The 21,163-nt window shown below is 76.9% G+C and carries 17 protein-coding genes; 13 read left to right on the top strand and 4 right to left on the bottom strand.

Annotated elements, in window-relative coordinates; all coding sequences use genetic code 11:
* The first annotated feature begins 3 nt into the window (after positions 1–3).
* From ACFV7Q_RS16635 to ACFV7Q_RS16600, 8 genes are all read left to right on the top strand, one after another.
* On the top strand, positions 4–2,835 hold the full coding sequence (locus ACFV7Q_RS16635; RefSeq protein ID WP_385428954.1) for a hypothetical protein: 2,832 nt from the start codon (positions 4–6) through the stop codon (positions 2,833–2,835).
* A gap of 1 nt (position 2,836) precedes the next feature.
* Complete coding sequence (locus ACFV7Q_RS16630) at positions 2,837–4,117, top strand: hypothetical protein (protein WP_385428952.1); 1,281 nt, start codon at positions 2,837–2,839, stop codon at positions 4,115–4,117.
* The gene (locus ACFV7Q_RS16625) at positions 4,114–6,714 is read left to right on the top strand and encodes a GTPase-associated protein 1-related protein (RefSeq protein WP_385428950.1); all 2,601 of its coding nucleotides are present in this window, start codon (positions 4,114–4,116) and stop codon (positions 6,712–6,714) included. The genes ACFV7Q_RS16630 and ACFV7Q_RS16625 overlap by 4 nt, the downstream gene beginning before the upstream one ends.
* The gene (locus tag ACFV7Q_RS16620) at positions 6,711–8,408 is read left to right on the top strand and encodes a hypothetical protein (protein ID WP_385428949.1); all 1,698 of its coding nucleotides are present in this window, start codon (positions 6,711–6,713) and stop codon (positions 8,406–8,408) included. Before ACFV7Q_RS16625 ends, ACFV7Q_RS16620 begins: the two co-directional genes overlap by 4 nt.
* 47 nt (positions 8,409–8,455) lie before the next feature.
* Positions 8,456–8,605, top strand: coding sequence for a hypothetical protein (locus tag ACFV7Q_RS16615; protein ID WP_385428947.1), 150 nt, complete (start codon positions 8,456–8,458; stop codon positions 8,603–8,605).
* A 16-nt stretch (positions 8,606–8,621) separates the two neighbouring features.
* Positions 8,622–9,284 carry a VWA domain-containing protein gene (locus ACFV7Q_RS16610; protein WP_385428982.1) on the top strand — a complete coding sequence of 221 codons (663 nt, stop codon included), beginning with the start codon at positions 8,622–8,624 and terminating at the stop codon, positions 9,282–9,284.
* A gap of 146 nt (positions 9,285–9,430) precedes the next feature.
* Complete coding sequence (locus ACFV7Q_RS16605; RefSeq protein WP_385428945.1) at positions 9,431–10,387, top strand: protein phosphatase 2C domain-containing protein; 957 nt, start codon at positions 9,431–9,433, stop codon at positions 10,385–10,387.
* Positions 10,384–11,715 (top strand): protein kinase, encoded by a 1,332-nt coding sequence (locus ACFV7Q_RS16600; RefSeq protein WP_385428943.1) that lies wholly within the window; start codon positions 10,384–10,386, stop codon positions 11,713–11,715. The genes ACFV7Q_RS16605 and ACFV7Q_RS16600 overlap by 4 nt, the downstream gene beginning before the upstream one ends.
* Positions 11,716–11,755: 40 nt before the next feature.
* Here the strand turns inward: ACFV7Q_RS16600 and ACFV7Q_RS16595 are convergent, their stop codons facing one another.
* The 3 genes from ACFV7Q_RS16595 to ACFV7Q_RS16585 form a co-directional block, all read right to left on the bottom strand.
* Entirely contained in the window at positions 11,756–12,157 is a 402-nt protein-coding gene (locus tag ACFV7Q_RS16595) for a hypothetical protein (RefSeq protein WP_385428941.1), read from the bottom strand.
* Between the two features lie 77 nt (positions 12,158–12,234).
* Positions 12,235–12,570: a hypothetical protein gene (locus tag ACFV7Q_RS16590; RefSeq protein ID WP_385428939.1), complete on the bottom strand. Its 336-nt coding sequence runs from the start codon at positions 12,568–12,570 to the stop codon at positions 12,235–12,237.
* A gap of 34 nt (positions 12,571–12,604) precedes the next feature.
* Positions 12,605–14,110, bottom strand: a complete 1,506-nt coding sequence (locus ACFV7Q_RS16585; protein WP_385428937.1) for a hypothetical protein — start codon at positions 14,108–14,110, stop codon at positions 12,605–12,607.
* A gap of 168 nt (positions 14,111–14,278) precedes the next feature.
* On the opposite strand from ACFV7Q_RS16585, the gene ACFV7Q_RS16580 reads away from it, so the two are divergent.
* From ACFV7Q_RS16580 to ACFV7Q_RS16560, 5 genes are all read left to right on the top strand, one after another.
* A complete protein-coding gene (locus ACFV7Q_RS16580; protein ID WP_385428936.1) occupies positions 14,279–15,304 on the top strand; it encodes a 3-oxoacyl-ACP synthase III family protein in 1,026 nt (341 codons plus the stop codon).
* On the top strand, positions 15,301–16,053 hold the full coding sequence (locus tag ACFV7Q_RS16575) for a glycosyltransferase (RefSeq protein WP_385428934.1): 753 nt from the start codon (positions 15,301–15,303) through the stop codon (positions 16,051–16,053). Before ACFV7Q_RS16580 ends, ACFV7Q_RS16575 begins: the two co-directional genes overlap by 4 nt.
* The gene (locus ACFV7Q_RS16570; RefSeq protein ID WP_385428933.1) at positions 16,053–17,582 is read left to right on the top strand and encodes an AMP-binding protein; all 1,530 of its coding nucleotides are present in this window, start codon (positions 16,053–16,055) and stop codon (positions 17,580–17,582) included. The genes ACFV7Q_RS16575 and ACFV7Q_RS16570 overlap by 1 nt, the downstream gene beginning before the upstream one ends.
* 686 nt (positions 17,583–18,268) lie before the next feature.
* Positions 18,269–19,501, top strand: coding sequence for a cytochrome P450 (locus ACFV7Q_RS16565; RefSeq protein WP_385428932.1), 1,233 nt, complete (start codon positions 18,269–18,271; stop codon positions 19,499–19,501).
* A complete protein-coding gene (locus ACFV7Q_RS16560; protein WP_385428930.1) occupies positions 19,498–20,481 on the top strand; it encodes an NAD-dependent epimerase/dehydratase family protein in 984 nt (327 codons plus the stop codon). The genes ACFV7Q_RS16565 and ACFV7Q_RS16560 overlap by 4 nt, the downstream gene beginning before the upstream one ends.
* Here ACFV7Q_RS16560 and ACFV7Q_RS16555 read toward each other — a convergent pair.
* The gene (locus ACFV7Q_RS16555; RefSeq protein WP_385428929.1) at positions 20,456–20,980 is read right to left on the bottom strand and encodes a hypothetical protein; all 525 of its coding nucleotides are present in this window, start codon (positions 20,978–20,980) and stop codon (positions 20,456–20,458) included. The two genes, ACFV7Q_RS16560 and ACFV7Q_RS16555, sit on opposite strands and share 26 nt — an antisense overlap.
* Between the last annotated feature and the right edge of the window lie 183 nt (positions 20,981–21,163).

Below are 21,163 nucleotides of genomic sequence, written 5' to 3'. Positions count from 1 at the left end.
GGCATGACGGGGACGGGTACGCGGACCGGCTTCGGGCACGCCCTCGGACTGTCACGGGCGCTCACCGGCCTGCCGGTCGCTCCGCTGGTGGAGCGCTACGGCGAACTGGTGGCGGCGCAGAAGGACTTGGGTCTCAGCCATGTGGGCGAGTTATTCGTCCCGCCCGGCGGACGACTGCGCGTACTGGACGGGGTCTTCGCCGTCGAAGGGCCTGGCCGGCGGCGCCACGTGGGCGCGGCGGTGCTGCGCGGGCCGGTTGCGGCCCGCGCCGGGGCCCGGGCGGCGGCACTGGTCGAACGGCTCGCCGGGATACAGGAGCGGGATCCCGCCGCGCTCCGCCGGATCCTGCTCTACCAACTGGTGCAGCTGCTCCACGACCACCCCCGCGGGGACCGGCCGGAGACCGCCGCCGCCCTCGGGATCGACCCCGCCGAAGCGGCCGCCCTCGCTCGGGCCGCCGCCGGCCGGGCCCGCCTGGACGCGGCGGGACGGACCGCCGCCGAGAGCCTGGAGGACGCCTGGGCGCAGGGGCGGGTGCGGGCCGCCGCCCTGTGCGCGGCCGCCCTGCCGCCGGCCGGCGGTGACCGGCTGCTGGCCCACCGGCTCACCGCGATCGCCGCGCTGGTACGGGACGCGGACGCGCTGCTGGACGAAGCCCGGGACCACGAGGACAGGGGGGACCGGGAGGGAGCCGCGGCCCGCTACGGGCAGGCCGCCGGCCTGGCCTGGGACTGCCCGCGGGCCGTGCGCGGCCTGGTCCGCACCCACGCAGCCGCACACCCGGAGCCGGGCCGCCTGGCAGCCGCCCCCACGCCGGAGGGCGTCGTACTACGCCTCTTCCCCGGCGGTAGCGGGGCGCCCGGGACCGCCACCCCGACCGGCCTGACGGCGACAACCGGGACGACCGGCCCCGCCACCCCGACCGGCCTGACGGCGACGACCGGGACGACCGGCCCCGCCACCCCGACCAGCCCGACGGCGACGACCGGGACGACCGGCCCCGCCACCCCGACCAGCCCGACCGGGGCTACCCGGCGGATCGTCAGGCTGACCCGCGGCGAGCCGCTCACCGTGCCGCTGACGGAGGTCCCGGGCGACCTGGCGACGGGCCCGGTGACCGACTCGACGGCTCCCTTGGGCCGCGAGGTCCGCTACGTGGCCCTGCCCCGCCGGCCCCGGCCCGCCGAGCCCGGCTCCGCCACGACCGACGCCCCGGACGCCGCCACGGACCGGGCCGCCGACCCGACCGGCGCCGCGCCGCGCGGCACCACCGCGCCCGCGGCCGCGGCCGGCGCGCGGTCCGCTTCGACCACGGCTCCCGGGACGCCCTCCCACGGGGCGTTCCCCGCACCGCCCGGAGCGGGGGGCGCAGCCGCAACCGGCGAGCGGATACCGGCCGGTGGACGGGACGGCGTGCCGGCGGACCCGGCGGACGAGGTGGCCGGGGACCGCGATGCGGCCGAGGACGTGCGGCCGTTGATCAGTGCGGTGCTGCTGGTGGCGCCGGAGGTGGCGGAGCTGGTCCTCGCCGACGGCCGCGCCCGGGTCGAGGCCTCCTGGTTACGTCCCGCCGGGGCGGTCGGCGTCGAGGTGACCGTCGTCGGGCCCGACGGCCGCTCCGTGCCGCACGGGCCCGTCATCCCCGGCTTCACCGCGGCCGGGAGCGGCACCGCCGGACGTCCGGCTGCCGGGGACGCCCCGTCGGGGGCGGGGGACGGCCACGGTCCGGGAGCCGTGACGGGGGCTGCCGCCCCCGGCGTCGGGCTGGGCCAGGCGTCCGGGTCCGGGGGCGAAGGCGTGCGGGTCGGCGGAGTGGCCGTGGGACGGTACGCCGTGCGGGTCCGGGCGCGGTACGCGGGGCCCCGGGGCGAGGTGCTGTCACCCGGGACCGGGGGGGAGGTCACCGTGCACGCGTGGCCGGAGCCCGTGGTGGGCCTCGGTGCGCGGGCGCGGGAGGACGGCGGGCTGCGGCTGCACTGGACCGGGGGCGCCGGAGGCGACGTACGGATCGTGGAGTGGCCCGGTGGGGCCCCCGCCCAGGGGGCCGAGCTCGCGGCCGAGGGGCTGCCGCCGGCCGTGCCGTGGGTGGACGCGGCCGGCGCCGCGGACCCGCCGCCCGGCACCCTGGCCACCGTCAGCGCCGTGGCCGTGCTCGGCGAGCGGGCGCTGGCCGGGCCGAGCACCACCGTCGAGGCCCCGCAGCCGGTGGCCGGGCTCACCGCCCACCGGACCGCCGCCGGCCGCGCCCGCATCTCCTTCGACTGGCCCGACGACACGGGCCGGGTCGTCGTCACCACCGCCCCCGAAGCCGGCGGCGAGCCCGTCGAACACCCGGTCGTGCGCGCGGTGTTCCTGCGCGAGGGGCTGGAGCTGCCGGTCGGGCCCGGCGCCGTCCGGGTCACCGCGTACGCCGCCCCCCGCAGCTCCCTCGCGACGGTGGCCTCCCCTGGCGACGCCGGGCAGGTCCTGCTGCCCGCCGACGTCGCCATCGCCTACCGGGTGCTGCCCGGGCAGCGGCGGAGGCTGCGCCGCGGGCCCTCCGTGCTCCGCGTCACCCTGGTCGCGCCCGGCGGCGACCCGGGGGCGGGCCTGCCCGACTTCGTCCTCGTCGGCGGCGCCGTCGGCGGCGCCGCACGCCCCCACCGGCCCGGCGACGGACCCGAGTTGTGTCGCGTGACCGGCAGCGAGCTCGCCGCCGCCGGGACCGTGGAGCGCGAGATCGCCCCCCACCCACCCGCCACCGGCCCGTACGCCGTACGCGGATTCCTCCTCGGCGGCCGTGCCGCCTCCGTCCGGCTCGACGAGCCCTCCCTCACCTCCCTGGTGGTCCGCTGACATGACCTCCGTCGTCTGCCCCTACTGCTTCGACCGCTCCTCCGCCGCCCGGCTGCCCTTCCGCTGCCAGATGTCCGCGACCGGGGTACGCGGGGGCAAACCCTGTACCGCCGAACTCGACTCGGTCTGGGCCGAGTTCATGGGCCCGAGCGTGCCGCCCGCGCTCACCCTGCGCGGCCCCGTCTTCCCCGGGCCGCGCGGGCTCGCCGGCCGCCTCGGCGGCAGCGGCGGCTCCCGCGCGGACTGCCCGCACTGCGGGGTGTCCACACCGGTCCGGGTCTGCCTGCGCTGCCACAGCGACTTCCCCAGCGACTACTGCGACCAGGACACCCGGATCATCGCCCTGCTCGGCCCGAAGGCGTCCGGCAAGAGCACCTACGTCTCCGTGCTGATCAACGAGCTCCGCAACCGGGTCGGCCGGGCGTACGGCGCGTCGATCACCGCGATGGGCGGCGAGACCCAGCGCCGGGACCGGGAGATGGCCGAGGACCTGTACGACCGGCTGCGGCTGCCGGAGGCGACCAGGCCGGCGGCACTCGGCTTCAACGACCCGCTGTTGTACCGGCTCAGCCTGCCGCTGCGCCGTCGGCTGCTCGGGGACGGCAGCCGGCACACCGCGCTCGTGTTCTTCGACGCGGCCGGCGAGGACCTCGGCAGCGCGGAGGCCATGGACCGCTACACCCACTACCTGGCCGCGGCCGACGGCATCATCCTGCTGGTGGACCCGCTGCAGATGCGGGCCGTACGGGACCAACTGCCCCTGGACGCGGGACTGCCGCTGCCGACCGTGGAGACCCCGCCGCAGCAGATCGCGGCCGACCTCGCCGCGCAGCTGCGCGCCCACGGCCGGGGCAGCAGCCGGGGCCGGGTCACCACCCCGGTGGCGGTCGCCGTCACCAAGACCGACTCCCTGTTCTCGCTGGTCGGCCCGCACTCCCCGCTGCGGCGCAACGCCGGCCACGCGGGCGGGGTGCTCGACGACGAGGACCGGCTCGCCGTGCACGAGGAGATGCGCGCCCTGCTCGACGGCTGGGACTCGGGGGCGCTGTTCCGACAGCTGGAACGGGACTTCGCGCAGCTGTCGCTGTTCGGGATCTCGGCGTTGGGCTCCCCGCCGCCCGCGGAGTCCCCGTCCGACGCCCCCAAGTCGGGTCCGCAGCCGCTGCGCGTGGAGGACCCGCTGCTGTGGCTGCTGGGGCTGGACGGACTGCTGCGGCGGACCGCGGCCGGCAGCGCCACGGGCGCCGGCAACCGGCGCACCGGATCGGGAGGAGCCGCGTGAACCTCGCGCAACTGCACTACACCTCGGCGCCGCCCGGCCCGGACGGCTCGGGCTTCCGGTTCACGGCGGTCAGCCCCGGCGTGCCGGTCTCGCTGCTGCGGGAGGCCGAGCAGCTGATCGGGTACGAGCCCCCCCGGGACGCCCCGCCGCGCCCCGGTCCGGAGCAACTCCGCTTCTTTCCACAGGCGTTGAGCCTGAACGTGCTCGCCGACGGCAGCCGGCTGCTGGCCCGCTCCGTGTACACGGGCGCCGACTACAGCGGCCGCTGGGGCAACTTCCACGCGCACGCCGTGCACCTGCCGCAGCCCGCCGGGCCGGACCGGCCGGCCGAGGGGCCGCTGCCGATCACGTCCTGGGGCTCCCCCCAGTGGGCCGACGAGAGTCCGCCGCCCGGTGCACCCCTGCCGCCGCTGGCGGCGGTGCCCGCGCCGGGGCCGCTGGACCGGGAGGCGCTGAGCGCGTTCGTGGCCGCCCGTGGCCCGTGGCTCGCCGGGTTCTTCGCGGACGTGCGCCGGCTCGGCGAGGATCCCGCGGCTCCGCAGGTCGTCGTGGTGGAGCCGGACAGCGAGGCCGCGGCCCGCTGGATCATGCTGGCGTGCAGTGTGCTGCCGCACCAGCGGGGCCAGTGGCTGACCTTCACCACCTACACCCGACGGCCGCAGCTCGCCCGGCAGCAGATCATCGGCGTGCTGCCGGACGACGGGCTCGGCCTGGCCGGGCAGGAGCACCGCTACCGGGTGTACGACGCCGCCCGGGCGACCCCCGCCCCCACCCCCGACGCGTGGGCGCAGACCGCCGCGCGGATCTGGCGGGCGGGGCGGCAGGAACTGTTCGCGGAGGTCCGGCGGCTGTCCGCGGAACCGTACGCGACCGGGCCGCTGGCCGCGCTCGCCCTGGTGGCCGGGATCCCGCTGGACCCGGCCGGCCGGGCGGCGGCCGCCGACTGGGCGGCCGGGCACCGGGAGGCGCTGGACGACGGCCGGCTCCACGCTCTGGCCACGGCCCTGGGCCTGCCGGCGGACGGGAGCGGGTACCCGGACGGGAGCGGGTACCCGGTCGGGGACGACGAGGAGGCCGCGGCCGCGGAGGCCGCCGCGTGCGGGCGGCTGCTGGCGGCCCTGGCCGGACGGGCCCCCGTGGCGGTGACCGAGCCGCTCGCGGCGCTCGCCCTGGCCCGGGCGGTGCGCTCCGGCGGCGCCGCCCCGCCGGCCGGGCTGCTGGGCGAGTCCGCCCGGCTGCGGCTCGGCGCGGAGCTGGAGCCGGAGCTGCGGGCGGCGCTGACGGACCCGCAGCGCGGGCCGGCGGACCGTGTGGGCCTGCTGCGGGTCGGCGCCGAGCTCGGGATCGACAGCGCCGACGTCCTGCCGGAGGTGGCCCGGCACCTGGCGCGGGCCCTGATCGCCGACCCGGAGGGGACGTACGGCGGGCCGGTGCGGGATGCGCTGGACGGGATGCCGGGGCTGCGGGCCCTGGTCCTGGACCGGCTGGACGGGCTCGCGGCGGGCGATCCGGCCGCGGCGGCCCGGGTGTTCGCCCGGACCCCGCTGCGGCTGACGGCGGCCGACGCCCTGCCGCACCTGCGGATCTGCGCACGGGGACCGGAACCGGGCGGGGACCGGGTGCGGGCCCTGACCCACCTGGTGCAGGCGGCCGGGGTCCCGCTGGAGGCGGAGCCGCTGGTGCTGCGGACCGCGATGCGGCTGGTGTGGCCCGAAGGGGCGCCGGGCGCACACGAGGCCTGGCTGGTCCTCACGTCCACGGGACCCGGGCCCCACCGGGAGGCCGGCACCTGGGAGCTGCTCGCGCGGGCGGCGGTGGACGCCCCGGCCGCGGACCGGGCGGCGGAGGAGCTGGCCCCGGAGCTGCTGCGGCACTTCACGGCAGAACTCCCCTCCGCGCTACGGCCGTCGCTGCTGATGCTGGAGCTCGCCCGGAACCTGCGCGCGGGTGCGGCCGGCCCCGGCTGGGTGCGGCAGGCCCTGGACCTGGGGACGCTGAACCCGTCGCCCTCCGCCCGGGACCACGCCTACGGGGCGGTGGCGGCGCGGCTGCTGGCGGCCGAGGACCGGCCCGAAAGCGAGCTGCGGGCCCTGATCGAGAGCAACGACGCGGCGCTGCTGGCCGCGTACCGGCAGACCGCCCGCGAGCCGCGGGTCGTGGACCGGCTCCGCCTCGACGCCCGCTACGCGGCCGAGTGCTTCGCGACCTGGTCCTCGCAGCCGCAGGCGGGCCCCGTGTGGCAGGAGGCCCGTACGGATCTCCTGGACGGGGTGATGCGTCCCGTCGTGCGGGGCCTGCCGCCGGACGGGCTGGCGGCCCTGGAGGAGGCGCTGGGCCGGCTGGGCGGGCGCTGGGCGCAGGAGTTCCGCGGCTGGCAGCGGCCGGGCGCCTTCGGACGGCTGCGGGACCGCTTCACCGGGGCGGGCCGGGGGGCGCGGCGGGCCGCCAAGGGCGGTGGCCGGGGCGGTGTCCCCGCCGATCCGCCGCCCCGCGGCGGGGGCGGCGGGCCCGTCGTCCCCGGCAGCCCGGCCTTCCCGCCCCCGCCGGCCGGCCGGGGCGGCACCGGCGGCGACGGGAAGGACGGGCAGCTGCCATGAGTCCCGAACTGGGCCTGCGGATCGTCCTGTACGCCACCGGGGTCATCGGGGTGGTGGTCTGCCTCGGGTACGGGCTGTGGCGGTTCCTGGCCTTGGCGCTGCAGGCCGCCGGGACCGCGTTCGGACCCCGCACCCCCGGCACCCCGGACCCGCGGATCACTGCTCCGCACCCCGGGGCGGAGCCGGCGAAACTGGCCTACTGGGCCCTGCAGATGTGGGTCGACACGGCGGGCGCCGGGCTGGCCGCCGTCGAGATGGTGTGGTACCTGCTGACCCGGCACTGGCTGGACGAAATGGTCCGGGGCAGGCTGCTGCGCGGCCGCAGCGGCTACACCGGGGAGGAGGCCGAGCACTGGATCGGCCGCCTGGTGCTGCGGCTCATCGCGCCCGCCATGGCGCTGGCCGCGGTGCTGTCGGCGCTGCTGACGTGGCTGCTGCTGGTCGGGATCACGGTCGCGTTCGCCGCGCAGCTGGTGCTGGTGACGGCGGTCGTGCTGGCCGGGGTGCTGGCGGGGCGCGGCGTGGACCGGCTGTGGAAGCTGGTCCGGGGCATCCGGATGAAGTGCCCGTACCCGGGCTGCTACCGGCCGTTCCCGCTGGCCGTGTACCTGTGCCCGGGCTGTGGCGCCGCCCACCGCGAGCTGCGGGCCGGCCGGTACGGGATCGTGCGGCACGTCTGCCACTGCGGGCGGGCCCTGCCCACGACCGCGCTGGCCGGGCGGAGCGGGCTCACCGCGCGCTGCCCGCACTGCGACCAAGGCTTGCCGAAGGCCGTCGGTACGACACGGGTGGTGCACCTGCCGCTGGTCGGGGGTACCTCCGCGGGGAAGACGATGCTGCTCGCGGCCGTGCTGGACGGGCTGGGTGCCTGGTCCCGCACGGCCGGGCTGACCGTGGAGTACGCCTCCCCCGCCGACCGGAACGAGGCCACCACCCTCGGCCGGCAGGTGGACACCACGGGCTGGGCGCTGAAGACCCAGGGCGGGCAGCCGCGTGCGCTGATGCTGCTGGTGGGCAAGGGCCGCCGGTGGCTGCGGCGGCAGCGGCTGCTGTACGTGTACGACCCGATGGGCGAGTCCCTGCGGGACGCGGACACCACCCGCCGCCAGCAGTACCTGGCACACGCCGACGGGGTGCTGCTCGTCGCGGACGTGCTGGCCTCGCCCGTCGTACGCCGCTCCCTGCGCGCGGGCGACGGGGAGCTGGCGGTGGCCGCCCGGCCGGCCGACCAGGGCCCGGTGGAGACGTACGCGGGCTTCACCGGCGAACTGCAGGGCCTGGGCGGCCGGCGCCGGCGGCTGGGCGTGGCGGCGGTGGTGACCAAGCGGGACGTGCTGGACCGGCTGGACTCGTTGCCCCGGCCCGGGGACGGGCCGGTGGACGCCTGGCTGGAGCACATCGGGCTGGGCGAGCTGGTGCGGTCGCTGGGCCACGACTTCGCCGCGGCCCGTTTCTGGGCGGTCAGTGCCCGCGCCGCCACCGGGGCGGGAGCCTTGGAGTCGGAGCAACTCCGGGCGGCCGAGCCGGTGCTGTGGCTGCTGGGCCGAACGGGCCTGCGGGTCGGCGGGCCGGCCGGCAGCCCCGGCGGCCCCGCGGGAAGCGGCCGGCCGCCGGGGCTGAAGCAGATCGCGCGGCTGCCCCGGCCGCGACGCGGTTCCGCCAGCCGCGGCACACCGGATCGATCAAGCCTGTGACGAGGGCCGGGGCGACTGGCTAGGGTCGCTGGAAGGAGCAACACCCCATGGTGACACCGCAGATCGCGCGGGGGCGGCGGCTGATGCTGACCCTGCTCGTGGTGGCGGTCGCGATGACGGCGACCGCCGGGCTGGCGGCACTCGTGCAGTACGTACCCCAATGGCTTTGGGAGCTGAAGGAGATCAGCAGTGAGTGACATCCCCGGCGGGCCGATGGCGAACCGGCCGGTCCACTTCATCTGGCTGCTCGACTGCTCGTACTCGATGCAGGGCGAGAAGATCGGCCAGCTCAACTACGCGATCAGAGAGGCCGTTCCGGAGATGCGCTCGGTGGCGCAGGACAATCCGGCGGCCCAGTTGCTGCTGCGGACGATGACGTTCTCCACGACCGCGCGCTGGCACCACCAGGACCCGGTGCCGGTGGAGAACTTCACCTGGCAGGACGTCCAGGTCGACGGCATGACCAACCTGGGCGAGGCGCTCCAGTTGGTGGCGCGGGAGCTGGACACCCCGCCGATGCCGCAGCGCGCGCTCAAGCCGGTCCTCGCCCTCGTCTCCGACGGGGTGCCGACCGACGACTGGAAGGCCGGGCTGCGGGCGGTGGACGCGACCCCGTGGGGGCGCAAGGCCGTACGGGTGGCCATCGCGATCGGCGCGGACGCGGACCGCACCGTGCTCCAGGAGTTCCTCGGCAACCCGGAGCTCCAGCCGCTCGACGCGAACAGCCCCAAGCAGCTGGCGGCGGCGATCCGGTGGGCGTCGACGGCGGCGGTCAAGGCGGCCTCCCAGCCGGTGGCGGGCTCCGGGGACGGCATGGTCAAGCAGCCGCCGTACGCCCCGCCCGTGCTCGACGACGACGATGACGACGTGTGGTGAGCGGCCCCGTGTCACCCCTGCCACCACCCGTCCCACCCGTCCCACCCCTACCGCCGGGGCCGCCCGGCCCTTCCGGCCCTCCGGGGCCGCCCGGCGTTCCGGGGTCGACGGGGTCCGGGCCGCTGTGGGAGACGCTCCGCCAGAGCGTGCAGGGCGTCAACAAGACCCGCAACCAGGACTACTGCGAGGCCGTGGGACTCGGGACCGACGAAGAGCCGCTGATCCTGGCCGTGGCCGACGGCCACGGCTCGGCGGTGCACGCCCGCAGCCACCTGGGATCCCGGTTCGCGGTGGACCTGTTCGTGGAGGAGGCACGGCAGTTCGCGGCGCTCGCCCGGCCGCGGGGCGACGAGCGGCCGCCGAGCCTGGCCTGGCTGATGCACTACGCCGAGCACACCTTCCCGCGTCAGCTGGTCAGCGCCTGGCGGGAACGGGTCCTCGGCAACTGGGCGCGGACCAGCTCCCACGAGGAGCCGGGCATGACCGACGAGGACAAGCTGCTGCTGTACGGCAGCACCCTCGTCGGCGCCGTGCTCACGCCCCGCGTCTTCGCGGCCTGGCAACTGGGCGACGGCGAGCTGACCGTGGTGGGGGACGACGGGCGGGTGAGCATGCCGCTGGCCCCCGCGGAGGCCGACCTGGGCGACGAGACGGAGTCGCTGTGCACCCCGGAGGCGTGGCTGCGCGTACGGACCCACTGGGCGCCGGTCACGGCCCCCTCGCGGACGCCCCGGCTGGTCTCGGTCTCCACCGACGGGCTGTCCAAGAGCTTCGCCTCGGACCGGGGGTTCCTGCAGTTCATGGCCGGGCTGGACGACCGGCTGTCGGCGGAGGGCGCGGCCACCGTCCGCGCCGTGCTACCCGGCTGGCTGGGCAAGGCCTCGCAGCACTCGGGCGACGACACCACGCTGGTCGCCGCCTGGAACACGGCGGCTTCGGCGTCGGCCGGCGCGCCGGAACCGGTGCCGCCGGCCCTCGGGCCGGCCGCCGGCGCCTCGGAGGGGGCCGCCGGAGGAGTGGCGGACGCCGGCACCGCGGACGCCGGCCCCCCGGACGCCGGCACCGACACGACGACAGAAGACCCGCACAGGAGTGGATCATGAGCGGCATGCTCGACAGCGGTACCCGGCTGACGACCGACAGCGGCATGGCCGTGGACGTCTTCAACCTGCTCGGCGCCGGTGGCCAGGGGGAGGTCTACCGGGTCCGGACCCCGGCCGGGGACCAGGCCCTCAAGTGGTACTACCCGGCGTGCGCGACACCCGCGCAGGAGGCCATCGTGCGCCAGCTGGTGGGCCGCGGCTTCGACGACGACCGCTTCCTGTGGCCCCTGGACTTCGTGGCCGACGGGCGCGGGGGCTTCGGGTACCTGATGGACATCCGGCCGGACCGGTTCAAGGGGCTGCCCCTGCTGTTCCGACGGCAGCTGCGCACCTCGACGCGGGCCCTGTTGAAGGCCTGCCTGTACACGGTCGAGGCCTACCAGGCGCTGCACTCGCGCGGGATCGCGTACCGGGACATCTCCTGGGGGAACATCTTCTTCGACCCGGCCACCGGGGACGTGCTGGTCTGCGACAACGACAACGCGGTGGTGGAGGGCGACAGCACCGGCATCTCGGGGACCATGGAGTTCATGGCGCCCGAACTGGTGCGGGGCGACCCGGGGGCCACTCCCGGCACGCAGAGCGACCTGCACTCCCTGTCGGTGCTGCTGTTCATGCTGCTGATGAACCACCACCCCCTCAAGGGGCGGCGGGAGCTGGCGATCCACTGCCTGGACGAGGCCGCCGAGCGCAAGCTGTACGGGAGGCAGCCGCTGTTCGTCTTCGATCCGCAGGACCGGTCCAACGCCCCCGACCCGGCCGAGCAGCAGACGGTGCTGGCCACCTGGGCGGCGGCCCCGGGCTCGCTGCGGGACCTGTTCACGAAGAACTTCACCACGGGCCTGCACGCCCCGGCCGCCCGGGTCCGGGAGGGCCAGTGGCGGGACACCCTGCGGGCCGTGTACGACGCGGTGGTGGAGTGCGCGCACTGCGGTCGGCAGAACATGACCGAGCCGCGGTCCGCCGCCCCGGGGACCTGCTGGGGCTGCGGGAACGTGCTGGTGCTGCCGCCCCGGCTGGTGCTGACCACTCCCCCGCCGCGCACCGAGCACCACATCCTGCTGCACCGGTCCTCGCGGGTGCAGGCGCACCACCTGGCCCCCGAGCCGGCCCGGCACGACTACGGCGACACCACGCTGGTCGCGCAGCTGACCGAACACCCGCAGAAGCCGGGTCGGTTCGGCCTCGCGAACCGTTCGGCCACGGCGTGGACGGGCACCCGGGCGGACGGCACCACCCAGCGCATCGACCCGGGCCAGACGGTCCCGCTCCGCTCGGGCCTGGAACTCGACTTCGGCGGAGCCCGCGCCGTCGTCCGCACCAAGTAGCCGGGCGTCACCGGGGCCTGGGCCCCGGCCCTCCGGGCTGCTACTGCTCGCTGATCCACGTCCACACGGTCTCGCTGGTGGCCACCTCGACGGCGGCCTCCTCCAGTCCGGCCAGTGCACCGGTCGTCGGCGTCCGGGTACCGAGGAGGTCCGGCGCCGGGACGGCCCGGAACAGGGATGCGGCCGGACGGGTGGGCAGCGCGATCCAGCCGCCGCCCCGCAGGTCGCCGCAGAACCAGACCACTCCGCGCCCGTCCCGCACCGACAGCCAGTGATCGGAGGACATCGCCCCGCGGAACGCGGCGACCGGGGTGCGGTCGGGTGCCAGCAGCAGGACCTTCGCCCCGACCATGGCCCGGTTGTCCGCGCTGGCCTCCCCGTCCAGCCGGCACGGCCACACCTGCCACGGCTCCTGCTGGAGCGTCTTCAGTGCGTGTTTCATGGCCCGGATCCCGTCCGTCGATCGTCCCGGCGAGGGCGTCGCCGTCAAGGTGCGGAATCGGACGGGCCGGGGCGGGGTCAGCCGCCGTTGACGAGGCGGCCGATCTCCTGTGCGAGGGTGAAACCGCTGCTGCCCGCACCCAGGCCGAGGGTGATGGTCTCCAGGGAGCGGCGGATCAGGCCCGGTTCGGCGGGGCGGCGCTCCTGGACGGCGCGGTCCAGTTCGCCGCGCAGGACCTCCGCCGCCTCGATGCGGGCCGGGGCGGCGCCCTGGTCGCGGAGCCACTGGGCGAGCTGCGTGGCCAGCTGCAGGGTCTGGGCGGCGGTGTCCTGCCGCCCGACGTTGATGACGCCGTTGTCCCCGAAGTTGGCGGGGCCGTTGATGTTGCCGTTGAAGGTGTAGTTGCCGCCCATGCGTCGTTCCTCCTCGCGCTGCGGATGTGGGGGCTCAGGGGTGCGACGGGCCCTGGCCGCCGCCCGGCGGGGGCGTGCCCGGGCCCGCCCCGTGGCCGTTGATGGTGCCGCCGGGGCCGTAGTTGCCCGGGCCGTGGATGTCGCCCTGGAAGTTGTAGGTGTGGGTGTTGATGACCTGCTGCGCCTGGTCGTAGGAGCTGGTGTCGACGTTGTGGTCCTTCAGGAACCGCTCGGTCGCTATCAGCACGCCCTGCTGCAGGCGCTGGAGGAAGTCCTGGGAGTCGGTGCGCTCGGAGAAGCCCAGCTGCTTCCAGTCGGAGACCCGTTCGCGGATGCTGTCGGCGGCCCCGTAGTCGTACAGCAGGTGCCGCTTGTCGATCTCGCGGCGCCACTTCTCCAGGGTGCGGGCCCGCCGGCGCCGCTCCGAGGCTAGGCGCGAAACCCGGCGGGGAGCGCCGAGCAGCAGGGACGGGGTGGCGCCGGTCGCGTACGAGACCAGGCTCCACCAGCGCTCGAACCCGTCCACCGGCAGCTGGTTCACCCGGTCGAAGCGGGCCTGCAGCGGGGGGATCCCGTATGCCGACACCTCCCAGGTGAGGCTCGGGTGCTGGAGGCGGGCCCGCAGGTGCATGGAGACGATGGCGCGGCCGCCCTCACCGGCCCGCTCCAGGCTGAGGTAGGTGCGCATGCCGGCGCCCGACTGGACCAGGCCCGCCTGGACGAGCTGCTTGGGGATCTGGGAGCGGGGCATGCGCAGCCGGTCCGGGAGGAGTTCGTTGACGTACGGGACGTGGTTGCCGATCACGTACAGCCGGTTGCGGGCGCGCAGGCCCTTGAGGCCGGCGATGTTCTCCATCTCACGGGCGACGAAGGTGTGCAGGTCGATCGCGTCGAACGGCTTGATGGTGAGCTTGCCGCCGCCCGCGGGGTCGTCGGCGGGCCGGCTCACGTCGATGGGCTGCCACACCATCTCCTTGAGCTTCGAGCCGCTGCCGACGAAGGGGTTGGTGCGCTCGGCGCTCGCCGTGTACGGGACGACGTTGGCCTTCCTCTGGTCGCGGAGCCGCTGCTCCGCCTCCGGTTCGACCGCCGGGGCCAGGTCCGCGGGCCGCTCGGAGCCGTGCTCCACGGTGAGCGCCGCCCTGCGGGCCTCGCTCTCGGCGCGGTGGACGAGCCACCAGGCGCTCCCGGACCCGAGGACGATCGCCGCGACGGCCGTGTAGCCGAGCCCCGCAGGGCCGGCGACGGCCGCGTACAGCAGGGCCGGTACGGCCACCCAGACGCAGACGACGCAGATCCAGCTCAGGAACCGGTCCCGGACGTCGATCCGGCGGACCGCGGCGCGGGCGTGGCGGGCGAGGGCGATCAGGTCGATGCCGAGGGTGAGGCCGATGGCGCCCAGCCGGTCCTCGGTGAGCTCGATGTCGACCTCGCGGGCGAAGCCCTCGTCGAGGTGGGCGCCCGCGCACAGGTGGCGCGTCACCGCGTCGGTCCGGTACTGCGCCAGTTCCGGTAACTGGCGTATTGCCGTCTGCACCATGCGGCCCTCCCGTGGTCTGCACCTCACCCTACGAAAACCGGCCGTGCCTGTCCCCCCGTTGGGCGTGATCAGCGGGCCCGGGTACTCAGGTGGGAACGTGCGCACGCGCGTGCGATCTGAGCATCCGTACTCAGGCCCGGGTCACGGCCGCCTTGCCATCGTGAGGGCATGTTCCTTCAGTCGTACGAACCGCAGCCCCGCGCCGCCGGCATCACCGCCGTCGGCAGCGTGCTGCCCGAGGAGGTCCTGTCCTCGGACTCCCTCCAGCAGGAGGTGGCGCGGCGCAGCGGTCTCGCGCTGCCCCCGAGGCTGCTGACGCAGGCCACCGGGATCCGCACCCGCCGGATCGCCGGCCCCGGCGTGTACGCGTCGACGCTCGCCGCGGGCGCGGCCCGCCGGGCGCTGGCGGCGGCCGGGCTCACCGCGCCCGACGTCGACCTGCTGCTCTTCGCGTCCGCGTCCCGCGACATGGTCGAACCGGCCACCGCGCACATCGTGCAGGCCGAGCTCGGGACGCGGGCCCACGCCGTGGACGTCACCAACGCCTGCAACAGCTTCATCAACGGCATCGACCTCGCCCGGGCGATGATCCTGGCCGGGCGTGCCCGGCGGGCACTGGTCGTCACCGGGGAGACCCCGAGCCGGGCCGTGCAGTACGAGCCGGGCAGCTTCGCGGAGCTGCGCGACGGCTTCGCCGGGTACACCTTCGGTGACGCGGGCGCGGCCGTGGTCGTGGAGGCGGTGGAACGCGGCGGGATCCTCGACGTGGACACCGAGACGCGCTCGGAGCACTGGGAGGTCGGGGGCATCCCGGGCGGCGGCTCCCGGCACCCGCGCGGGGACGCGTACACGTATTTCCGCGGTGACGGGCACGAACTGCGGGGCGTGTTCGAGAAGGTGGGTACGGCGGTCATCGACCGGACGCTGCACCGTACGGGCCTGGACTGGGACGGTGTCGCGAAGGTGCTGGTGCACCAGGTGACCGTGCCGTACCTGGAGCGGTTCGCCGAGCTGACCGGGGTGCCGGCCGGCAAACTGGTGGTGACGGTGCCCGAACTCGGGAACGTCGCGAGCGCGAGCATCGGGGTCCAGCTGGACCGGGTGTTCGCCGAACTCGCCCCGGGCGAACGGGTGCTGTGCGTGGGGTTGGGCGGCGGCATCAGCATCATGACGATGGTCTGGGAGAAGTCGTGAGCGGCGGGCACGCGTTGTGGGTGGTGGTGCCCGCCCACCAGGAGGAGGCCCGGCTGCCCGGCACGCTCGCCGCACTCGCCGCGCAGCGGGACCGGGACTTCACGTTGCTGGTCGTCGACAACGCCTCCACGGACCGGACCGGGGACATCGCCCGGGAGTTCGCGAAGACCGCGCCGTTCCCCGTGCGGGTCCTGGAGGAGCCGGAGAAGGGGGTCGGCTCCGCCGTGGACACCGGCTTCCGGTACGCGATCGGGCAGGGGGCGACCCTGCTGGCCCGCACGGACGGCGACTGCATCCCCCGCCCCGGCTGGGCGGGGGCCGCGCGGGCGGCGCTGACGGCCCGGCCGGGCCTGGTGTGCGGGCGGATCACCGCCCGGCGGGACGAGCACGGGCCGGTCGGCCGGGCCGGGTTCGCCGCCCTGGTCTCCCTCGCGGCGCTGTTCGGGCGGCTGCGGCCGCAGCACGTACGGCGGGGCGAGTTCCGGGCCCCGTACCGGATGCACGCCGGGAACAACATGGCCATCACCGCCGAGCTGTACCTGGCGGTCGGCGGCATGCCGCGGCGCCCGTCGCCCACCGACCGGCTCTTCCTGAACGCCGTACGCCGGCACACCGACCGCATCAGCCGCTGCCGGTCCATGGTCGTGGAGAACTCCACGCGTCGGCTGCGGGCGTACGGGATCCTCGGCACCGCCCGCTGGTACCTCGACCAGGGCAGCGGCCCGCACGGAACGGACGACCCCCGCTGATGCTCGACCGACTCGACCACGCGCTGCGCAGCCGCCCCGAGCGGCCGGCCGTCCTGACCGCCTCCCGTACGGGCGCGCCCCGGGTGCGCGCCCGCTGCGGCGAACTCGCCGACCTGGCCGACGCGTACGCCGCCGCCCTGCACGCGCGGGGGCTGCGCGCCGGGGACACCGTCGGCGTCGCCGTCCGGCCCGGGCCGCGGGCCCTCGCCCTGCTGCTGGCCCTGTGGCGGCTCGGGCTGCGCGGGGCCGTCCTCGACCCCGGCGCAGGACCCGACGTGCTGCGCGCCCGGCTCGCGCTGGCCCGGCCCTCGCTGGTGGTGGCCGACGCGGCCGCGCAGGCCGTCGCCGGGTGGGCACGGCCGCTGGCCCGCAGGGCCCGGCTGGCACTGCCGGACCTGGCCGGGCTCGGCGCGCCCGTGGCCACCGCCGGGCCGCGGCTTCCGGGGTGCGCGCCGGCGCTGGACCTGCGGGCGCCGCGCCCGACCGGGGCGGCGGGCCGCGGAGCCTCCGTTCCGGCAGACGCCGACGCGGTGATCGTCTTCACCTCGGGGACCACCTCGAAGCCGCGGGCCGTGGTGCACACGCGGGCGAGCCTGGCCGCCGGGATGGAAACGGTGAGCGCCCTGTTCGCGGGGGCCGAGGAGTCCGGGAACCTCCGTCACGACGACCGACCTGTGCTCGGGGGCACGTTCTTCGTGCTCGTACCGGCCCTCACCCGCGGCGCCCCGGTCGCCCTCCCCGCCCGCTCCCCGCGGGTCCTGGCCCGTCAGCTGCACCGCCTGCAGCCGGTGGACACGTACATGACGCCCCCTCAACTTCGTGACGCGCTGGGCGCGGGCGCCAGGTTCCACGGGCGCGTGTGGACGGGCTCCGCCCCGGCGGGCGCCGAACTGCTGGGCCGCGTACGGGAGGCGGGCGCGGAACGGGCCTGGGGGGTGTACGCGCTGACCGAGCTCTTCCCGGCCGCCGCCGTGGAAGCGGCGGAGAAGGCCGCGTACGACGGCCCCGGCGACCTGGTGGGCGCCCCGCTGCCGGGGGTGACGGCGAAGACGGACGAGGACGGGCATCTGCTGCTGGCCGGGCCGGCGGCCCGGCACCGCTACCTGGGCGAGGAGCCCGACCCGTGGGTGCGGACGGGGGACCGCGCCCGACTGGACGGGACGGGCCGGATCGTGCTGGAGGGAAGGACGAAGGACATGGTGCTGCGCCGCGCCGAGAACATCTACCCGGGGCTGTACGAGCCCTCCCTGCACGTGCCGGGGGTGGAGCTGGCCGTGCTCGTCGGCGTCCCGGCCGGCGGGACCGCGGAGACGGCGGGCGACGAGCGGCTGGTGGCCGTCGTACAGCCGCGGCGCGGGGTCGCCGCGCCGGAGCTGCGGGCCGCGCTCGCGGATCCGCTGCGGCGGATGGGCTCCGCCCGGCCCGACGCGGTGCTGTTCGCGGACGTCCCGCTGTCCGGGCGGTCCCGCAAACCGGACCGCACGGCAGCCGCGGCCCTGGCGGCCTCCCGCCTCGGGGGCGCCCGATGACCGCCCCCACGACCCGCCCGACCGACGGAACGACCCTGCGACCGACCGTGGGGGCAGCGACGGCGCAGACCACTGCGGCCGGGGCCACGACGGCCGCCGGGGGCACGGGTCGTCGTGCAACACCGCCCGCCGGAACGACCGCCCCGCGGCCGGCAACCCCCGCGGCGACAGCTCCCGCGACAACCGCCCCGGGCCGGCCCGCAGCACCGGGCCCGGCCGGGGCCGCACGGCCGGCACCCGCCGCGGAAGGACGGCCCGCGGCAGCCCGTCGGACCACGGCCGCCCCGGTGGCCCCGGCCGAGCCCGTGACACCGCGGGTCGGGACGGCCGCACGGCCGGCACCCGCCGCGCAAGGACGGCCCACAGCAGCCCGTCGGACCACGGCCGCCCCGGCCCCGGCCGAGCCCGTGACACCGCGGGTCGGGACGGCCGCACGGCCGGCACCCGCCGCGCAAGGACGGCCCGACGCGGCCCGGCCCACCGCAGCTCCGACCCCGACCCCGGCTCCCGCCGACGGGACCGGGCCCGGGCCGGCAGGCGCAGCCGTGGCCGCGGCCTGCCCGGTGACGGGCGGCACGGGCGCGGTGCCCGAGAGGCCGGAGGCCGGCCCGGCGCCGGCGCGGCCCGGTACGACGACGGCAAGGGACGCAAGGGCTGCCCGGCGGGCCCGCCGCCGGGACCGGCGGGTGTACCTGCGGAGCCACCCGCTGCTGTTCGCGCTGCTCGCCGCGACGCGGGGCGGGCGCGGTGTGCGCCGGCTCGGGCGGACCCTGCTGGTCCACGACGCGGCCGCCTACCGGGAGGCGCTGACCCGGCTCCCGCTCGACCGTACGGCCGCCGGCACCACGGGGGCCGCGGCGCGCGAGGCGCTGGCGGGGGCGGGATCCCCCGGCGGTGGCGTGCTGTTCGACCAGGAGGGCAGCGGGCACCGGTCGGACCGGCGCTCGCTCGCCGACGGGCTCGGCGCGGCCGGGGTGGAGCAACTGCGGGAGCGGTGGCGGCCGTTGCTGGAGCAGCGGCTCGCGCCGCTCGCCGCGGGAGGCGAGGTGGACCTGGTGGCCCTGACCCGGGAGCTGTCCGGATCGGTGGTCTGCGATCTCCTCGGCACGGACGCGGAACCGCTGGCGGTGGCCCGCGCGGCCGCCGACGCGGCGGCCGCCTCGGTCCGCGACCACCTGCCGGGCCTCCCCCGTCCCGGCGCGGCGTCCGCTGCCGCCCGGACGGCCCGCACCCTGCAGTCCCTGCTGACCGGGACTGCGGCGACGGCCGGTGGCGGACACGCGTCCACCACCGCCGCGTGGAACGCACCCCGCGCCACCGCCGCGAACTCCGGCCCGGGCCCGGACGCTCGCCCGGAGCCGAACGGCAGCGCCACGGTCAAGGGCACGGGCACGGGCACGGTCTCGGAGGCGCGTGCGGTGGAGGGGGCGTTGGGGGCGATGGTGGCGGTGGCCGCCGTCAACACCAGCGTGGCTGCGCTGCCGCGTGCCGTGGCCTGGTGTGCCGATGCAGGGCTGTGGGAGCAGGCCGCCGACCCGGCGCTGCTGCCCCGGCTGGCCGACGAGTTGCTGCGGGTGACCGCGGCTTCGCCGGTGCTTCCGCGGGTCGCGGCCGCGGAGGGGAGCGTCGGCGGCTGCCCGGTGCGGGGCGGCGACCGGCTGTTGCTGGTCGCCCGGCACGCCGCCGCGGCGCACCGGCGCGACCCCGACGCCCTGGATCCGGCCGCGCCGGCCGACGCCCACTTGGTGTTCGGCGCAGGCCCGCACGCCTGCCCCGGTGCCCGGCTGGCCCGGGCCCAGCTGGCCGACGTCCTGGCGGCGCTGGCCCCGTACCGGCCACAGGTCGTCCGCGCCCGCGTGGACCGGCGGGCGGCCCTGCCCGGCTGGCGGGTCCTCACGGTGAAGGCGGCTGGCGCATGAGCCGTCGGATCGCGGTGACGGGGGCGAGCGGCTTCTGCGGGGGGCACGTGGCCCGGGCGGCCGCCGCCCGCGGGGCGGAGGTGGTGTGCGTGGGCCGCAGGCCCGGTCCCGTCGGGCAGCACCGGTTCTGGGACGCGGCCCGTGACCTTCCGGACCTGGCGGGGGTGGACCTCGTCGTGCACTGCGCGGCGGCGGTCGGCGATCCGGCGCCCGGTTCGCCGGCCGAGGCGGAGATGCACGCGGTCAACGTCGGCGGCACCGACCGGCTGCTGCGGGCCGCGGGCGGCAGGCCGGTGGTGTGGGTGAGCAGTGCGAGCGTGTACGACCCGCGCCCGGACCGCAGCCTGGTCGGCGAGGACCATCCGCGCGCCGGCCAGCTGAACGCGTACGGGCGGACCAAGGCGGAGGGCGAGGCGCTCGCCCTCGCCGCGGGGGCGGTGGTGCTCCGGCCGCGGGCCGTCTACGGGCCGGGGGACACGACCTTGCTGCCCCGCATCGTGTCCCGGGTGCGGGCGGGGACGCTGTTCCTCCCGGGCCCGGACGTCCTGCTCAGCCTGACGGCGGTGGAGAACCTGGCCGACGCGGCGCTCGCGGCGGCCAGATGGGCGCCTGGTGCGTACAACGTGGCCGACGCCCAGCCGTACCCGCGGGACGAGACCGTACGCCGGGTGCTGCACGCCCACGGCATCACGGCCCGCGTCCGCCACCTCCCGCCGGCCCTGGCCCGTACGGCCGCCCGCGCCGCGGAAGCCCTGGCGCGCGGCGGCGAACCGCTCCTGAGCCGGTACGCGGTGGACCAGCTGGCCCACTCCGTGGTCCTGGACCTGACCCGCGCCCACTCCCAGGGCTGGACCCCGCACCACACCCTGGACGCCTACCTGGCGACCCTGGCCCCGCCGGGCACCGGTGGCCCCGGCGGCGAAGTGGCGGTTCTGGTGGAGCCGGCGGACGGGGTCAGGCCGGGGCGCGGCCGGGCCTGAACGTCACGATGACCGGCCAGACGAGGCTGTACAGCAGGATCTTGGTGAGCGGGTTCAGCCAGACGAGGAGGAGGGATCCGCGCTCCGGGCCGCCGACGAGCCACACCATGCCGAGCAGCAGCGCGCAGCTGACGGCGTACGCCAGCAGGAAGCGGAACCAGGAGCGCCACTCCTGGCGGATGCGGGCCCGGCCGTACGGGACGGGCCGCGGCTGCTCGGTGGCGGCGCCGAAGCGGCGGGCGAACTTGGCGTCGGCCCAGCGCAGGGTGTCGTGCCCGAAGGCCGCGGTGAAGCCGAGGTAGGCCGCGGAGAGCCCGTGCCAGATGCTCGGCTCGGCCCCGTCCCGCAGACTGAGGACGGTGGCCGCCAGCAGCACGACGTCGAGGAGGGGGACGCACAGCAGGAGCGCGCCGCCGAGGCGTCTCCATCCCTTCGCGTAGCGGGCGGCGAGTCCGGCCGCGAGGAGGACCCAGAAGAGTAAGTCGCAGGCAATGATCAAGTACAGGATGGCTCGTTCACCTCGTGGCGCGTCATGCCGCCGCACAGCGCGCGCCCGGGTGCCGCACGGCCCGGGACCCGTGCGCCCCGGCGCCGGCCAGTCTACGAGCCGGCCATGGCCAAAGCCTTCGCCTCCGTGACGAACCGCCTTTCCCCGCCGGCCCCTTGGCCGGGGCGGGACGGC

The sequence above is a fragment of the Streptomyces sp. NPDC059851 genome, assembly GCF_042732005.1.
Taxonomy (GTDB): domain Bacteria; phylum Actinomycetota; class Actinomycetes; order Streptomycetales; family Streptomycetaceae; genus Streptomyces.
Note: the sequence above shows the minus strand (reverse complement) of the source record. Positions and strands in the feature narration are given on the sequence as shown.

What these genes read in the sequence shown, in the direction of transcription:
- ACFV7Q_RS16635 (WP_385428954.1), top strand. Translation starts at nt 4, where the DNA reads ATGACGGGGACGGGTACGCGGACCGGCTTCGGGCACGCCCTCGGACTG.
- ACFV7Q_RS16630 (WP_385428952.1), top strand. Translation starts at nt 2,837, where the DNA reads ATGACCTCCGTCGTCTGCCCCTACTGCTTCGACCGCTCCTCCGCCGCC.
- ACFV7Q_RS16620 (WP_385428949.1), top strand. Translation starts at nt 6,711, where the DNA reads ATGAGTCCCGAACTGGGCCTGCGGATCGTCCTGTACGCCACCGGGGTC.
- ACFV7Q_RS16615 (WP_385428947.1), top strand. Translation starts at nt 8,456, where the DNA reads ATGGTGACACCGCAGATCGCGCGGGGGCGGCGGCTGATGCTGACCCTG.
- ACFV7Q_RS16610 (WP_385428982.1), top strand. Translation starts at nt 8,622, where the DNA reads ATGGCGAACCGGCCGGTCCACTTCATCTGGCTGCTCGACTGCTCGTAC.
- ACFV7Q_RS16600 (WP_385428943.1), top strand. Translation starts at nt 10,384, where the DNA reads ATGAGCGGCATGCTCGACAGCGGTACCCGGCTGACGACCGACAGCGGC.
- ACFV7Q_RS16595 (WP_385428941.1), bottom strand. Translation starts at nt 12,157, where the DNA reads ATGAAACACGCACTGAAGACGCTCCAGCAGGAGCCGTGGCAGGTGTGG.
- ACFV7Q_RS16590 (WP_385428939.1), bottom strand. Translation starts at nt 12,570, where the DNA reads ATGGGCGGCAACTACACCTTCAACGGCAACATCAACGGCCCCGCCAAC.
- ACFV7Q_RS16585 (WP_385428937.1), bottom strand. Translation starts at nt 14,110, where the DNA reads ATGGTGCAGACGGCAATACGCCAGTTACCGGAACTGGCGCAGTACCGG.
- ACFV7Q_RS16580 (WP_385428936.1), top strand. Translation starts at nt 14,279, where the DNA reads ATGTTCCTTCAGTCGTACGAACCGCAGCCCCGCGCCGCCGGCATCACC.
- ACFV7Q_RS16570 (WP_385428933.1), top strand. Translation starts at nt 16,053, where the DNA reads ATGCTCGACCGACTCGACCACGCGCTGCGCAGCCGCCCCGAGCGGCCG.
- ACFV7Q_RS16560 (WP_385428930.1), top strand. Translation starts at nt 19,498, where the DNA reads ATGAGCCGTCGGATCGCGGTGACGGGGGCGAGCGGCTTCTGCGGGGGG.